The 14,514-nt window shown below is 75.3% G+C and carries 12 protein-coding genes and 1 pseudogene; 1 reads left to right on the top strand and 12 read right to left on the bottom strand.

Annotated elements, in window-relative coordinates:
- Positions 1-143: 143 nt before the first annotated feature.
- The 5 genes from ACTWPP_RS43765 to ACTWPP_RS43745 form a co-directional block, all read right to left on the bottom strand.
- The gene (locus ACTWPP_RS43765; RefSeq protein ID WP_443110395.1) at positions 144-1,355 is read right to left on the bottom strand and encodes a hypothetical protein; all 1,212 of its coding nucleotides are present in this window, start codon (positions 1,353-1,355) and stop codon (positions 144-146) included.
- Positions 1,356-1,633: 278 nt separating this feature from the next.
- Positions 1,634-3,409, bottom strand: coding sequence for a RapZ C-terminal domain-containing protein (locus tag ACTWPP_RS43760; protein WP_443110394.1), 1,776 nt, complete (start codon positions 3,407-3,409; stop codon positions 1,634-1,636).
- Positions 3,410-3,497: 88 nt separating this feature from the next.
- Positions 3,498-4,697, bottom strand: a complete 1,200-nt coding sequence (locus ACTWPP_RS43755; protein WP_443110393.1) for a hypothetical protein — start codon at positions 4,695-4,697, stop codon at positions 3,498-3,500.
- Positions 4,698-4,777: 80 nt separating this feature from the next.
- A complete protein-coding gene (locus ACTWPP_RS43750; RefSeq protein ID WP_443110392.1) occupies positions 4,778-5,788 on the bottom strand; it encodes a hypothetical protein in 1,011 nt (336 codons plus the stop codon).
- Between the two features lie 237 nt (positions 5,789-6,025).
- On the bottom strand, positions 6,026-7,294 hold the full coding sequence (locus ACTWPP_RS43745) for a recombinase family protein (protein ID WP_443110391.1): 1,269 nt from the start codon (positions 7,292-7,294) through the stop codon (positions 6,026-6,028).
- A gap of 278 nt (positions 7,295-7,572) precedes the next feature.
- Between ACTWPP_RS43745 and ACTWPP_RS43740 the strand changes: the two genes are divergently transcribed.
- On the top strand, positions 7,573-7,914 hold the full coding sequence (locus tag ACTWPP_RS43740) for a hypothetical protein (RefSeq protein WP_443110390.1): 342 nt from the start codon (positions 7,573-7,575) through the stop codon (positions 7,912-7,914).
- Between the two features lie 646 nt (positions 7,915-8,560).
- On the opposite strand, the gene ACTWPP_RS43735 is transcribed toward ACTWPP_RS43740, so the two are convergent.
- The 7 genes and pseudogenes from ACTWPP_RS43735 to ACTWPP_RS43705 all read right to left on the bottom strand — a co-directional run.
- Entirely contained in the window at positions 8,561-8,863 is a 303-nt protein-coding gene (locus ACTWPP_RS43735) for a hypothetical protein (protein ID WP_443110389.1), read from the bottom strand.
- 24 nt (positions 8,864-8,887) lie between these two features.
- Positions 8,888-9,127 carry a hypothetical protein gene (locus ACTWPP_RS43730; RefSeq protein WP_443110388.1) on the bottom strand — a complete coding sequence of 80 codons (240 nt, stop codon included), beginning with the start codon at positions 9,125-9,127 and terminating at the stop codon, positions 8,888-8,890.
- A gap of 109 nt (positions 9,128-9,236) precedes the next feature.
- On the bottom strand, positions 9,237-9,434 hold the full coding sequence (locus ACTWPP_RS43725; RefSeq protein ID WP_443110387.1) for a hypothetical protein: 198 nt from the start codon (positions 9,432-9,434) through the stop codon (positions 9,237-9,239).
- Between the two features lie 160 nt (positions 9,435-9,594).
- On the bottom strand, positions 9,595-10,038 hold the full coding sequence (locus ACTWPP_RS43720; protein ID WP_443110386.1) for an endonuclease domain-containing protein: 444 nt from the start codon (positions 10,036-10,038) through the stop codon (positions 9,595-9,597).
- Between the two features lie 285 nt (positions 10,039-10,323).
- Positions 10,324-12,837, bottom strand: a complete 2,514-nt coding sequence (locus ACTWPP_RS43715) for a relaxase/mobilization nuclease domain-containing protein (RefSeq protein ID WP_443110385.1) — start codon at positions 12,835-12,837, stop codon at positions 10,324-10,326.
- On the bottom strand, positions 12,834-13,343 hold the full coding sequence (gene mobC, locus ACTWPP_RS43710) for a plasmid mobilization relaxosome protein MobC (protein ID WP_443110384.1): 510 nt from the start codon (positions 13,341-13,343) through the stop codon (positions 12,834-12,836). The genes ACTWPP_RS43715 and mobC overlap by 4 nt, the downstream gene beginning before the upstream one ends.
- A 159-nt stretch (positions 13,344-13,502) precedes the next feature.
- Positions 13,503-14,514: pseudogene (locus ACTWPP_RS43705) on the bottom strand (hypothetical protein); the annotation flags it as partial.

The raw sequence follows: 14,514 nt of genomic DNA, 5'->3' as shown, positions 1-14,514 counted from the left end.
GTCGCGACGATTCAGCCGCCGGTCAGACGTGCGGAAGGCCCGGACTTCCCCCCCTGTGCGGGTGGAGTCCGGGCCTTCCTGGGGTTGCGGTGGGTTCGTCGCGGCAAGCTAGGCGCGGCCGCCGCGACGGTTCAGTGCCCTGGTCAGCCTTCGGCGCGGCCGGGGTCGTTGGTGGCGTGCTCGGCTGGGTCGTAGGTGGCCTGGCCGGTGGCGTGCATCCAGTCCAGGATCCGGGCCAGGGCGTCGGCGCGGCGCTCGTTGGGGGCGGTGACCTTGCCGATGTGGCGGTTGGTGAAGACCTCCAGGCCGTGTTCGTGCCGGATCTGCGCGGCGGTGCGGCCGGTCATCTGCCGGGCGGTGCGGTCGGGCACGCGGACCCCGGCCGGGTTGGGCAGCTCGGCGGCGGCGCCGTCCAGGGCGGCGCGGGCGTCGGTCAGGGCCTGCAGCAGCGGCCACGCCTTCTCCCGGTCCAGCGCGGCGCGGGCGGTGTCCAGGGCCTCGGTGTCGGCACCGGTGAGGGTGCCGCGCCGGGCCCTGCGGTCGATCTCGTCCAGCACCCCGGCGGCGACGCCTTGGACCTCGTCCAGGACCTCGCGGCAGCCTTCCAGCGCGGCGGCCAGGTCGGCGGGGGTGTCCCCGGCCCGGTCCATCCATTCGCAGGCGTAGGTGTTGAGGGTGCGGTGCGCATCCCAGATCGGCGCGGCCGGGGTGCCGGGCACCACGTCGCCGGCCTTGACCAGGTTGCGGCCGTGAGCGGTGTAGGTCAGCCGCGTTGACGGCACCGGGCTGGGCAGCAGGTGCCGCACCCGCCGCCCCTGCTCGCTCGGGCTGTCGTCGGCGGTGTCCTGGCCGTCCTGGCCGGGTTGGGGCAGGGCGCCGCCCTCGCGGGTGCACCATCCGCTCCCGCGGTTGGGGTAGAGCGCCTCGTAGGCGCGTTTCTGGGCGGGGGTGGCGTCGCCCCACGGGGCCGGGACGGCTTCGGCCGCGCTCGAGGCCACCGTCGTCCGCTCGGCGAACTGGCCCAGGTGGTAGACCCAGCCGAACGCGCGGCTGTGCGCGGTGTCCATCGGCCCGTCCTCGCGGCCGAGGTCGCGGTAGCCGGGCGCGCCGTTGTCGGCGGCCAGCCGCTTGGCGGCTCCCAGGTGCATCCCGGCCGCGTTCAGGTGCCGGGCCATCATCACCGCCACCGGGGCGGGCAGTACCGCGCCCGGCACGTCGTCCAGGTGTTCGGGGCGGGTGATCTCGCGGGCGGCCTCGGGGTCGCGGCCCACGTGGCGGGCGGCCTCGGCGTAGGGCTCCCCGGTGCGCTCCATCCGCGCCCGGATCTCCTTCTTGCGTGCCTTGTCGCTGGTCACGAACGATCCTTTCCGCAGCGGAGTCCCCACGCCACTCCGCCGGTACTCACGATCGTGTGAAAGGCGAAGCTCAAACGGTGATGCGTGCGAGGCGGAGCCCCTTGTCCTCGTTCCGCTCGGGCGGCGTGGGCGCCGGGGAGCGGTCGGAAGCGGGCAGACACGCTGCTGCCACTGGCCACCACGGTAGACCGCGCCACCGACGAAACTCGGCCGGACGGTCTCAGATGGCCGGTGGCGGCCTGCCCGTGTGACGGCAGGCCGCCCCATCCCGGTCGCGGTCAGTCGCTGGCGAGGCGTTCCAATGCGGCGGCCAGCAGCGGCCGGTGCGTGGCGTACAGGGTGCCGCCGGCGCGCTGCAGCGCCTCCTCCAGCGCGGCCAGGTCGGTGAACGGGAACCATCCGGCGTCGGCCGCGTCATCACCGGCGACCGCGGCCACCGGTGCGGGCAGCCGGTACAGCGCCGCGGTGGTGGCGACCCATGCGCGGTCGCTTTCGCGGGGGTCGGCCACCAGGGTGCGGGCCAGGACGTGCGGGGTGAGCGCGGCCAGGTCGACGCCGGTCTCCTCCCGCAGCTCCCGCACGAGTGCGGCCGGGGCGGTCTCGCCGGGGTCGACCATCCCGCCGGGGATGGCCCAGGCTCCGCAGTCGGCGCGGCGGATCAGCAGCACCCGCCGGTCGGCGAGGCCGGCGCCGGCGACCACGATCGGGTCGGCCGCGGCGTTCTCGCCCCACCGGCCCAGGTTGCGGCCGGTCCGCCCGGTGCGGCCCGCCGGATGCAGGGGCCGGCCCTCGGCGTCCAGGCCGTAGCCGATGAGCGCGGCGGCCTGGCGCTCGGCGAGGTCGGGCAGCGCGGCAGGGTCGGTCGCGGGCTCGGCCCACCCGGCAGCGACGCTGGCGTCCAGGCCCTCGCCGGGCTGCAGCTCGGGCGGGGTGATGTCCACCGGCGCGTACGCCGGGTGCGGGGTCGACCATGACCGCAGGGACGACGGCACCCCGCCCAGGGCGTCGACGCCGAACCCGGCGGCCAGCCAGGGCGCCATCAGCGTGTCGTAGGCGGCCGCCGTCCAGGCCGGGACGGTGCCGATCAGGTCCCGGGCGGCGATCGCCACCAGTTCGTGGCCGTAGGCGCACGACACGGCCGTCGACCACCACCAGGCGTCGACGCCCGCCGCGGCCAGCGCGGCCAGCGCCGCATCCAGGCAGGCGCCCATGGCCTCACCGGTCGCGTCGGCCACGGCGTAGTACCGGGCGGCCTCGGGCGAGGCGCCGGTGTCGCCGCGCAGATACTCGCGGGCGATCCGGGCGGTGGCGAGGATCTCGTCCGCCTGCGGTCCCAGCAGCCCGGCCAGGGGCGCATCGCCGACGACTTCCCAGCCGTCCGGACCGCGGTCGCGGACGGCCAGGAGTCGGGCGGTGGCGGTGCCGTCCAGGAGGGTGCGGGCCTCGATCCGGTTGCCGTAGTGGTGCTCGAACACCAGCTCGCCGACGGGGAGCCGCCGCGGGTCGGTCACGGCGGTCAGGTGGCTGCCCAGCATCGTGCCGGGCTCGACCGGGCCGGGGAGGCTGGCCAGGGTGTGCCGGTCGGCGAGGGTGACGTACATCGGCGCGGCCTGGTCGACCACCCGCATCCGCCCGGCGGCGGACCCCGCGGCGGGCTCGGCGGTGGGCCGGTCGACGACGGGCTTGTCCAGGTCGCGGTGGGTGAGCGTGACGGCCAGGCCGTGGGTCTCGGACAGGCCGGTGGCCAGCAGGTCTCCGACGGTGGCGGCGCGGTGGCGGCCGCCGGCGCATCCCACGGCGATGGTGACGGGCCCGGCGGACGGGCCGTCCAGGTAGGCCAGCACCGCGTGCTCGGCGGCGTCCACCAGGGCCAGGATGCCAGGGGTGGTCCGCACGGCCTCGTGCACGGCGGTGTCGCGGGCGGTCAGGTTCCGCAGCGCCGGGTCGACGTGCGGGTCCCGGAAGTGCTCGCGCAGGTCGACGGTCAGGTGCGCGGCCGGGGCGGGGCCGTGTAGGTAGCCGAACGTGGTGATCGTGATCTCGTGGTCGTGCATGATCGGACTCAGGTCCTTTCCAGGTCAGCTCTGGTGAGGGCTCAGGGCTCCGGGCGGTGTTGGCGCACCTCCGGGGCCCGCTTGGTGTTCAGGTGCTGGCGACCACCTCCTGCAGCCGCGTCAGGGCGGCGTCGGCGCGGGCGGGCAGGTACGGCGGCCGCGCTCGGACCACCACGGCGGCCGCCGCCGCCAGGTCGTCGACGGGCACGTCGCCGGACGCGGCCTGGTGAGCGGCGGCGAGGTCCTCCAGCGCGGCGGCGAAGGACGTCCCGGGGACGCCGGGGACGTCCTGCAGGACGTCTTGCGGGATGCCGGGGGCGTCCCGGACGTCCGCCAGGACGTCCTCGATCGCGTCGAACAGGTCGTCGGCGTCGATCGCGGCAGCCGCCAGAGCGGGCGGGGTGGCGGGGTGATTCGTCGCCGAGGCCTCCACCGCGGTGGTCGCGACGATCCCGCCGGGCCCGCTTGGCGGGCGGGTGACGTGTAGGTCGCCCCGGTCACTGGCGGGGGTGACGGTGTACCCGGCGGCGGTCAACGCTGTGGCCATCGCGGTGAGCCGGTCGTGCCGGTCCTCGGCGTCGGCTGGAAGGTGGTCGACCACGACCGCGCTGCCGCGGCCCCATACCTTGAAGCCCTCGGTGATGGGGGACAGGACGCCGCCGCGGCCGCCGGGCACCTTGACAGCCCGCGCGAACCCCAGCCGGGTCAGGGCCCGTGAGAGCCCGGACGCGCTGAGCGTGGTGGCGGGTTTCGTCGCCGAGGCCTTCGCCGCGGTGTTCGCGACGATCCCGCCGCCGCTGGGTGATTCGTCGTCGCGGCCGCGCGGCGCCGGCGGGCGACGAACCACCGCGCGGGCGCGACGCAACTCGGCGCGCTGTGTCGCGTGCGCGTCGGCCAGCTCGGCGACGCGTGTCGCGGCGGCGGCCAGGCGGCGGGCGGCTTGCGCGACATCGTGCTCCCACCGGTGGCCGGACATCAGCGCGGCCTCCATGTCGGCGACGTCGTCCGGGTCGCCGTCCTCGCACATCGCCAGCACTGCCTCGCCGAGGGCGGCGCCGGCGGCCTGGACGTCGCCGTAGCCGGTCCCGGCGATCCGGTCGGACAGCTCGGCGGCCGCGCGGGCGGCCCGGTCACCGGCGGCCCGGGCCCGCCAGGCCCGCTGACGGCAGCCCTTGGAGCACCAGGCGGCGCGGCGGCCGGGCTTCCCGGTCCGGTCCGGGACCGGCCCGCCGCACACCGGACACGACGCGGCATCGGCGGGCGGCGGCGAGGCGACATCATGCGACACGGGCGACGCGACAGAGGCGACATCGGTCCGGGCGGCGGCAGGGGCGCCGGGCGACATAGGGCGGGTGGCGTCGGTGGCCATCAGGACCGGCCCCGCCCCTTGCCGGTGTCTGTGGCGGCGGCGCGGGCCTGGCTGAGCGCGGTCTCCAGGTCGCGGAGGCGGGCGGTGTGCTGCTCGCGGTCGGCGTCGGCGCGTTGCTGTTCGCGGTCGGCGGCGGCTTCGGCGCGCGCGGCCCGGTCGGCCTGTTCGGCGGCGCGCTGCTCGGCGGCCTGCGCGCGGGCGGTCGCGGCCGCCAGCTCGGCGGTGACGCCCGCCAGTTCGGTGCGGATCGTCTGCTGCTCGCTGCGCGCCGTCTCCAGCGCCGCCCCGGTGGACTCGAGGTCGCCGCGCAGCTCTTCCAGGGCGGTGCGGGTGTCGGCGGCGGTCTGCTCGGCGGCCTCGGCGCGGCTGCGCGCGGCCTCCAGGTCCCGGGCCTGCTGTTCGGCGGCGAGCGTCGCGGCGGTCCGGGCGGCGGTGGCGCGTTCCTCGGCGGCGGCCTGGCCGCGCTCGGCCTCCAGGGTCTTGCGCCACGCGGCATCCACCTCGCGGGCGCGGGTGGTCTCGGCGTCGCGGGCGAGGCGCTCGGCGACCCGGCGGGCCTCGGCCGCGTCCTCGGCCTGCCGGCGGGCGGCGGCCGCGTCCCGCACCGCGGTGTCCCGCTCGTCCTCGGCCGCCTGCCGGGCGGTCTGGGCCTCGGCGGCCAGGCGCTCGGCGTCGGCGAGGCGTCCGCCGATCGCCTCCAGGACCTTCTCGCCGGCGGCGGCGCGGTCGGCCAGCACGCCCGACAGTTCGCCGATCGCGGTCAGCACCGGGTCCTCGGTCGCGGCGTAGGCGGCGGTCACCGCGTCCAGTTGCGCGGTCCGGGTCGCGGCGCGTTCCTCGGCCGCCAGCTGCTTGCAGGTCCTGTTGCCCAGCTCCGGCCAGCGCCGCTCGGGCTGGCAGTACCGCGGCGGCCGCCCGGTCCCGCTGTAGGTGATCCGCCGGTCGCACTGGCTGTACCCGCACGGCCTGGACTCGTCATCGGGCTCAGGGATCCAACTCGTCTCCGTCATACCCACACTCTACCACTTTCGTTTCGCAAAATCTATAAGTCTTTTGGACTTATCGAAAGTCGAAAGTTTCTGATCTTGATTTCATGATCGCTGGATTCGTGGCGCTGAGAGCGCCGCTGAGCGCCGAACGCGGCCCGGCCCGTGCCTACACACCCGCTCGGTCCGCTGAGACGACGAAGCGCCGCCCCGCATCCCGCGGGACGGCGCTGGGGCGCACGTTGGAGGCTCTGGCGGCGGTTAGGGGGCTTCCAGCTCCGGGGCGTGGTTCTCGGCCAGGGCCCGTACCGCGGCCTCGCGGGTCCGCCAGGCGTCCTCGTCGGCGATCGCGTCCAGGTCGCCGCTGATCGGGGTGACGGGCCAGTGCAGCGCGGCGGCGTTGGCGGGATCGCCGCCGGTCGCCCGCCAGAGCTGCCGCCCGGCCACCTCGTGCCGCTCTACGGTCCCGGCGGCGCGGCCGCCGGGGTCGATCAGCCGGTAGCGGTTCCGGTCCCGCTCGTGCAGCGTCTGGACGAGCCGCCAGCCCGGCAGGCCGTCGGCCGCCGCGGCGTCGGTGGCGGGCGTGCGATCGCGGTGCCGGCGCACCAGCTCGGCGACCGCCCGCGCCCGCGTCGGCATCCCGCCCTGCAGCTGGCGCCCCTGATGGGCGTGGGCCACCCAGGCGCGGGCCCGGACCCCGCCGCCCTGCTCGGCGTAGCCGATCCGCTCCCCGTCCGGCGCGACCACGTGGTACCGGCCCCACCCGTCCGGCCAGACCGCACCCCGATACCCCTCGGCGCCGGCGACGTCGGCGGCGATCGGCTTGAGCCCCCGCCGCCACCGCCGCTCCTCCTCCTGGCGCTGCTCGGCCGCGTCGTCCTGGCCCTCGTCGGCGCCGACCGGCGCGCCGTCCAGGGCGGCCACTTCGCCGGCCTCGCCGCGGGGCGCGTCCGGCTCGTCAGGCTCGTCCGGCGCCTGGGCTTCGGCCAGGGTCTTGTGGACGACGCCGACGGAGACCTTGACCCCGGCGGCGATGGTGCGGATGGACTCCCCGCGCTCGCGGCGGGACAGGATCGCGGCGCGCTTGTCGTCGTCGACCACGGGCCGGCGACCGCCGACCCGGCCGCGGGCGCGGGCGGCCTCCAGGCCGTTCTTGGTCTTGCGGGCGATGTCTCGGCGCCGGTCCTCGGCCAGCGCCAGGGCCAGGTCCAGGATCAGCGAGCGCTCGGTGTGCTCGCCGGCCGCGATGCCCTCCAGCACCTTGACGCCGATGCCGCGCTGGAACAGGTCGTTGAGGACGATCAGCCCTTCCAGCAGGTTGCGGCCGAGGCGGTCGACCTCCTGGACGGTCAGCAGGTCGCCCTCGCGGATGTAGGACAGCGCGGTGAGCAGGTCGGGCCGGTCGTCGGTGGCGAGCTTGCCGCTGATCTTCTCCTCGAACACCTTCAGGCAGATCGGGTCCAGGGCGTCGTGCTGGCGCTGGGTGTTCTGCTTGTCGGTGCTGACCCGGACCAGGCCGATGAGCGCCACGCCGACCACCTCCCGTTCATTAAACGTCGCACTGAAGATAGATGAACACTAGCGGAGGACGACCGGAAGATGAACGGCAAAATGAACATCGGAACCGGACATGATCAGACGTAGCGGCCTCACGGGGCGCCCACCGCGCGGGCACCTGGCTCACGTTCATCAGATGACCGTTAGACGAACGCCGCCGCGCGGCCCGGAAACCCCCTGGTTCGCCCGCCCGCCGGGGACCGGGCGCGCTAGCGTGCCGCCGACTCCAAGACGTGGAAGGCGGGGCTGCGATGGCGAAGCGGTGGGTCCGGTACGTGATGCCGGTGATGGCCGAGGTGGACGACGAAGCCGATGAGATCACGCGCGTGGTCACGCTGCCCGAAGAGATCCGCGAGGATCGCGACGACATGGGCAACTTCCTCATCTACGACGACCGCTTCGTCCGCGAGACCGGGGACGAACCGGCGCCGACGCACGCGTTCTGCGTCGCCGAGCCGCGCTGGGAGCACCCTCAGTTCCGCGTCGGCGGGCCGGTGAACTGGCCGAAGACCGGCGAGTGGGAAGAGGGTTTCGACATGACCGAGGCCGACGACAGGTACGCCGAGATCAACCCGTACGCCTTGGACGAGTAGCCGTCCTGGTGATCTCTCCCGGTGGGCCGGTCCGTCCTGACAGGACCGAAACCGGCCCGACTCCGGGCCGCGCTTAGCCCAGTGGCGGCCCCCGGGCACGGTAGGCCGCGCCCGCTCCCCGGGCCTGCCGGGCCCGGGGAGCGCCACTGGAGAAACGAATCGTCACCAAGGCCTCGCGGCGGCCGCCGCGACGATCTATCCCGCCCCGTCTTCCGGTGTTCCGGTCGGTCTTCTGATCGGGGTTGGTTTCGGGGTGCCGTCTATGAACAGAAGACCCCACCACCACCATCACCACAGCTCAGCCCATGAGCGCGCTGTACCGGTCGCGGGTCCGACTGCGTCCCTCCGGACAGGGAGCCCCACACATAGGGGGAGTCGGGTGGACCACCGGCAAGCCCAGATCCGCCGTGACGTGCGCGGACGCGCTGCCCAACCCGTACCGACCTGATCGGCACCCCCATCGGCAAGGGGCCGGTGTGGGCCCCGGTTAGTTAGGTCGCCGGGCCATCCTCGGGCGCTCATACGGCCCCCGTCTGGCCGTCGCACCTAACCCGCCGAGAGCACCTAACCCACCTAACTTTCGGCAGCTCGGGCCGCGAGTGAGGCCCCGTCGCTGCCCCGGTGAGGTTTCTAACCCGCCCCGGGGTCAGGGGTCACTGGGTGGCGGCGGCTCCCACGGACCCACCGTGCCGTCGGCGGCGAGCTGCAGCCGGGGGACGTCGGCGTAGGCAGCCGGCGGCTCGATCGGCTTGACGGAGTGGCCGGAGACGTCGGCCACCACGCGCCGCGCCGCCGGCGGGTCACCGGTCACGTGCGGGTAGGTGACGACCGCCCGCCACTCCCGGCCGCGCTCCATCCACAACCATGCCAGCAGATAGGCCGGCTGCCGCTCCTCCCCGGCCGCCAGCTGGACCAGCGGCGGGCACGAGACGGCTTTCTCCAGGTCCACGGCGCGGAGCGTACCGGCGGGGAGCTACTTGTCGTTGATCGCGTGCTTCAGCTGAGTCAGTGACTCGGGCAGCCGGCCGAGGCTTTCGTCGACGCCCGCCAGTCGATCGTCGATGCGTGCCAGGGACTCGGCGATCGCCACGAGCGCAGCGATGCGGGCGATCTCAGCCGGGTCGCCGATGTCCTCCCGGACAGCACGGGCGAGGTAGTCCTTGGCGGTGCCGATAGGGCGCAGTGTCGGCCTGCCGGGGTTGCGTGGGGGCATCGGGGGTTGCTCCAATCAAAAGCTTTTGTTCCGGGGGGGGATCGCGGACTCCCGGAACCCCCCTGGGACGGGGCAGATGCCAGCGTCCAGGAAGTGTGGTCTGCCTCGGTCAGCGTTCGGCGAGGTCCTGCACAGCCGCGGCGACCGCTCCCAGAGCATGCGCGATGGCCAGTTGCGCGAAGATCTCCGCCTTGCGTTGATCCTCGGCATCGCCTTCGACATTGTGCAGGGCGTTGGAGATGTGGGTTTCCATGCTCAGGAAGTGGTGCTGTGGGTTCTCGGCGGCCTCGCGGCGAGTCCTGGCCATGGTGTCCTCCCGCTGCTCTGCGACGGCTCGGCTCCTCCAGGATCCACGTCCGCGGCCTGTTGGCAACGCGCCCGCCGCCGACCTGCCTAACCTCGCAGGCCCAGCCTGCGCGCATCGCAACAGGGCCCGGGACTCCTAAAGCTCCGGCGAGGGGCAAAGATCATGGCGGCAGGACGGCGGGTCCCTCGGCTGGCGGCAGTGGTCGAAAGCCGGTACCGATCCAGGGGCACGGCGGGTCGGTGACGGGTGCGGTGCACTCGTAGCGGCTGCGGTACTCGGGAGCGTGGTCACACGCGCAGTGAGCCCGGACCCGCCATCCGATTTCCCGGCACTCGGGGCAGCGCAGCCAGTGCTCGATGTAGGCATCGGCGGGCAGGCGGTGGGTGCGCGGGTTGGGAAGGGCGCCCCGGTCGATGGTCGCCATGACCATGTTGCACGGGGTGCAGATGCCGACGCCGATCGCGCCCCGCACCCATCCGTGCTGGTGGCAGTGGTCGTGGACGAGAGGGAAAAGAATGACCTTCCGGGTTCCGCAGACCAGGCAGCGCCCTTTGGGACGCCCCCAGCCGTGGCCCTTGCGGTACTGCACGTAGCCCTCATACACCTTCGGTGCCCTACCCCGAGAGCGCCTCCAGACCCCCATCAGGTGTCGGCGCTACCTTGCCCTTCGCCGGAGCTTTAGGAGTCCCGGGCCAACAGCGGTTGGCGGTACCGCGAGCCCGCACGGCCCGCTAACGCCAACGGCTGCTCGGTTGCCCCCGATGGACTGTGGCCTAGCGGGGATGGCCGCTAGACCTAGCGGGGCTGCTAGCGGGACGCGGGCTCTTGACCAGCGTCCTAGCGTCTAGCGGCCTCCGGGCGGCCGGGCCCGGAACCGGCTTTGGGGCGGTTATCGGCCGAGGCCGGGCCCTTGGCCGCGGCCGGGGTCGTGGTGGGGGCCGTGGCGGTGTGGGTCGTACGGCGCGGCCGCGGGCCGGGCGGCAGGTCGGGTGGCGCGTTGGGCGGTGGCGTGCTGGCGCCGCTGCTGTTGTTCGTGGTCGGCGCGGTCGGGCGGGAGGGTGGCGCGGATGGCCTGTTCGGTGCGCAGTGCGGCGAGGCGTTCGCGGGCGTCGGCGGTGGTGGCGGGACCGCTCAGCCGGGTGGTGGCGTGCACGATGCGGCGGGTGGCGCGGACGGCGGCGCGGGTTTCGGCGGTGAGGCCGGCGGCGCGGTCGGGTGCGGTGTCGACGTCGTCGGCGATCGCCGCGGCGAGGCGTTCGGGCCAGTTGGTGGTCAGGTCGGTGTGTTCGGCGGTGGCGGCGCCGTCCCGCCAGGCCGGGCGGGCGGGGCGTCCGTGGTCGCTGGTGATCGGGGCGGCGGCCTGCCGGGTGAGGTCGGCCAGGCGGGTGCGTGCGGTCTGTTCGGCGGTGGTCGTGGCGGTGAGCTGGTCGCGGGCGGCGGCCTGGTCTCGGGCGAGCTGGGCTCGGCTGGTTCCGTGTGCGCGCAGCGCCAGGCGGCCGAGGTCGGCGAGCGGGGCCAGTTCGGCCAGGCGGGTCCGGGCGGCGTCCTGATCGGCGCGGGCGGCGGCGACCCGGTCGCGGGCGGCGGGCAGTTCGGTCTCGGCGGCGGCCGCGGCGGCGAGCGCGGCGGCCCGCTCGCGCAGCCGGGAGGCGGCGGGACCGTCACCGGCACGGGCCTGCTGCAGCAGCACGACGGCACGGCCCTCGACCTCGACGAAGCGGGCCAGCTCGGCCTCAGCGGAGTCGGCCTGGCGGCGCAGAGCAGCGTCGCCGACGGCGCCGTGCGGGCGGCGGTGCCAGGGCGCCGCGGCGTTTCCGGTGTGGGCGCGGGCGGCGAGCTGGCAGCGCCGGTATCCGGCGTCCAGGGTGGCGGCCTGGCGGCGGTGCTGCTGGTGGTCGTGCCAGGCCTGGATGAGGCGGACCACGGCCAGCAGCGCCAGGACCAGCGCGGCGATCGCCACCGCGACCGCGGCGTCCTCAGCGCGGGCGCGGGAGGCGACGCGGACCACCCGGGCGACCTCGGCCAGGTCCGATCGCGCCGGGGCCCGGTGGTCGGCCCGGTGGTCGCCGCGGCGGCCGGTGCCGCGGTGGTCGCGGGGCGTCTGGGCTGACCACGCCAGGCTGTACCCGGCGGCCGCGAGCTCGGCGGCCAGCTCGTCGTCGTCGACGCGGTCGGCCAGCAGGCTGAGCAGCCCGGCGGTGTCGGATGCGACCGCCGCCCATCCGGCGGGGTCGCCGGGCGGGAGGTCGCGCAGGGCGTGGGCGGCGGCGCCGGCGCGGCGCGCGGCCTGCCGCCACTGCCTGGCATCCCGCCCGGCGGGCTCGCCGGTGGGCTCGCCGGCGGACGGTGCGGCGTCGACGCGCGTACCCGCGCCCGTCCCGCCGGGGCCGGTGGCGAGGTCGTTGGCGTGCTGCCAGGTGGGCAGCGCGCCGGGAGGCGTCGTCTTGGGCGCGGTCGTCCACCGGGCGCGCAGGCGGGGCAGGGATAGGTCGGCGGCGAGTTTCCCGCCGCCATACCAGATCGGCCCCGCCGCCCCGGTGCCGCTGCCGGGGAGCGCGGCGGAGTAGCCGACGACCTGGCTGCGGTCGCCGCCCTTGCCGTAGCGGGGGCGGACCCAGACCCCGGCGTCCAGGGCGGCCTGGACGAACTCGGCCTCGCCCGTCGCGGCGGTGGCGGCGGCGCGGATCTTGCGGGCCAGCGTCGCGGTCTCGGGGACGGCCCGGCCCGCGTCCTGGCCGACGTTGTGACCGGCGTCCTGGCGGACGTCCTGGCCGTGTTTGCGGGGCGTTTGGGTGCGGCGTTGGGTGCGTTCGGCGCGTTCTTTGGCGGCGCGGGTGTAGCCGGGCATCCCGCGTCCGGGGCGGCCCTCGACGACGTGCAGGCCGTAGCGGCGTTCCATGTCGCCGCACAGGCGGGACATGGCGATGCGGTCGCGGCCGGGCGCGGCGATGGTGAGGTCGTCGCGGACGAGGTTGACGGCGAGGTGGATGTGGTCGTTGCCGCCGGCGGAGGGGCCGTGGTGCACGGCGATCCACCGGCACCCGGCCCGGCCGCCCTGTTCGTCGGCCTCGAACCCGAGTCGCTGCATGGCGGTGCGGGCGACGTTGGCCCATTGGGCGTCGTCCAGGTGCTCGCCGGGCGGCAGGGAGATCGCGCAGTGCCAGACCCAGCCGTCGGCCGGGGCGACGCCGGCGAGGCGGCGGTGCGCGTCGACGTGGCGGGCCAGGTCCAGTACCCGCGGCCAGTCCTGCCGCCGGTCCAGGCGGGTGCCGTCGGCGATGTCCAGTGCCGCGGCGGCCGCGATGACCCGCTGGCCGGTGTGCTCGTTGCCCTCGCCCTTGCCGAACAGGTAGCGGACCAGTCCGGCCACGTCCCTGCCCCGTTTCATGATCTTGTTGTTCATCGGCGGTCACCGTGGGGGCGGTCTTCCAGGGGGGTGATCACCGTGTCCAGCCGGGTGAGCATCCGGGTGACGGCGTCCATGGTCGCGGTGACTTCGCCGGCGGCCGGGATGTTCCCGGAGTTGGCGGTGGCGGCGAGCTGGTTGACGTTCACGCCGATCTTGGCCAGCAGGGTCCGCGTGCCCGCCAGCTCGGCCGCCAGCGCCCGCCGCTCGGCCAAGGGGAGCTGCTGCCCGCGTCCGGCGCCGCGGCCGGTGACCGCCGCCAGCATGGTCTCGGCGATCAGGTGCGGCACCGTCAGCCCGGCCGCGTCGGCGGCCGCCTGGACGACGTCGTTCTCCGCGTCGGTGAAACGCACCGAGTGCTTGCGGGCGCGGCCGCCGTTCACCCGGCGCCGCCGAGCGGGCCGGGCGGCAAACGCCTGGCGCTGGGCTCCCTCGATGGCGGGGGGCGCGGCCGGGCCCGGCACGGTCGCGGTGTCGGTCGCCGTCTCGCCGTCGTCGCCCACGTGCGCCACCTTCCCCCCGAGCGGAGCGCCCCGCCCCGTGATCCAGGGGCGGGGATGATCACCCTCCGAAGGTAGGAGGGTGATCCACTCGGGCGGAAGCCCGCCGCGCCGAACAGGCGCCTGTTCCTCATCTTGCTCACGCCTGGCGCTGGCCTTTACTTAGTAAAGGTGGCGGGTTCGTGGGGTGCCCGCGGCCGCGTTGCCGGCGGCCTGGCGGAGGAGGCGAAGGTCGCCGGGGTCCAGGAGGTCCTCGGCGGCCGCGGGCGGCTTCGCCGTCCGTGCGGGGCGTGGGGCGGGAACCGGTGCGGGCTGGCCGATGGCGCGGTGCCGGTCACGGGCGGCGGCCAGGGCCTGGCGGGCGGCGGCGCGGGCCTCGGCGGAGGCGGCCATGCCGGTGGCGCGGTCGTGGGCCAGGCCGTCCTGCAGGGCGCCGTAACGGGCCCCGTCGTCGACGGCGACACGGGCCGAGCGGCGGGCCGCCAGGACCATCCGGCGCAGCCGGGTGGCGGCGACCGCGGCGACGTCACGGGCCGACCGGGTCTGATCGGTGACGGCCTGGACCACGTCGGCGGACGCATGCCAGCGCAGCGCCGACCGCAGCAGCGGACGCAACCGGGACACCGCCCCGGCGTCTGGGAGCCGCTCAGCGGGCCGCTCAGCGCCCCACCGGGCCATGCACCGGGCCATCACGTCGGCCAGCAACCCCTCCTCATCGCCGAATGGCTCCCCCACCGGCCGATCAGGGGGCGGCCGATCACCCTGCCGGGACCCCGATCGGCGGGGGTGGGGGAGAGCCCTCTTAAGGAAAGGACACGTGTGCAGTCCTCCACGGGATCGCAGCGTTTCGCGCGGCGGGGCGGTCAGGGTGCCCACCCGGACCATGTCGACGTCGGCCAGCAGCCGGTGCCCCTCAGCGAGGGGGATCCGCACCCGAACGGCCTCGGCCGCCGACGGGGACGGGGGGCGCCTGGCCTCGGCGCGGGCCACCTTCGACGCCTTGGACGGGCGCGCCCACCGCTTGCGCAGCTCGGCGCGGATCCCGGCGGGCAGGTCGGCGGGCAGCCTGTCCGGCACGCACATCTGGTAGGCCACGCCCCGGCCGGGGCAGGCCGCGTGCACCTGACGCAGCAGCCCGGCCTCCTTCAGCCTCCCCAGGTCGGTGTAGGCGCTG

The sequence above is a fragment of the Actinomadura sp. 3N407 genome (genome assembly GCF_052245875.1).
GTDB lineage: Bacteria > Actinomycetota > Actinomycetes > Streptosporangiales > Streptosporangiaceae > Spirillospora.
This window is presented reverse-complemented; position numbering and strand designations above follow the sequence as displayed.

What these genes read in the sequence shown, in the direction of transcription:
- ACTWPP_RS43760 (WP_443110394.1), bottom strand. Translation starts at nt 3,409, where the DNA reads ATGCACGACCACGAGATCACGATCACCACGTTCGGCTACCTACACGGC.
- ACTWPP_RS43750 (WP_443110392.1), bottom strand. Translation starts at nt 5,788, where the DNA reads ATGACGGAGACGAGTTGGATCCCTGAGCCCGATGACGAGTCCAGGCCG.
- ACTWPP_RS43740 (WP_443110390.1), top strand. Translation starts at nt 7,573, where the DNA reads ATGGCGAAGCGGTGGGTCCGGTACGTGATGCCGGTGATGGCCGAGGTG.
- ACTWPP_RS43730 (WP_443110388.1), bottom strand. Translation starts at nt 9,127, where the DNA reads ATGCCCCCACGCAACCCCGGCAGGCCGACACTGCGCCCTATCGGCACC.
- ACTWPP_RS43725 (WP_443110387.1), bottom strand. Translation starts at nt 9,434, where the DNA reads ATGGCCAGGACTCGCCGCGAGGCCGCCGAGAACCCACAGCACCACTTC.
- ACTWPP_RS43715 (WP_443110385.1), bottom strand. Translation starts at nt 12,837, where the DNA reads ATGAACAACAAGATCATGAAACGGGGCAGGGACGTGGCCGGACTGGTC.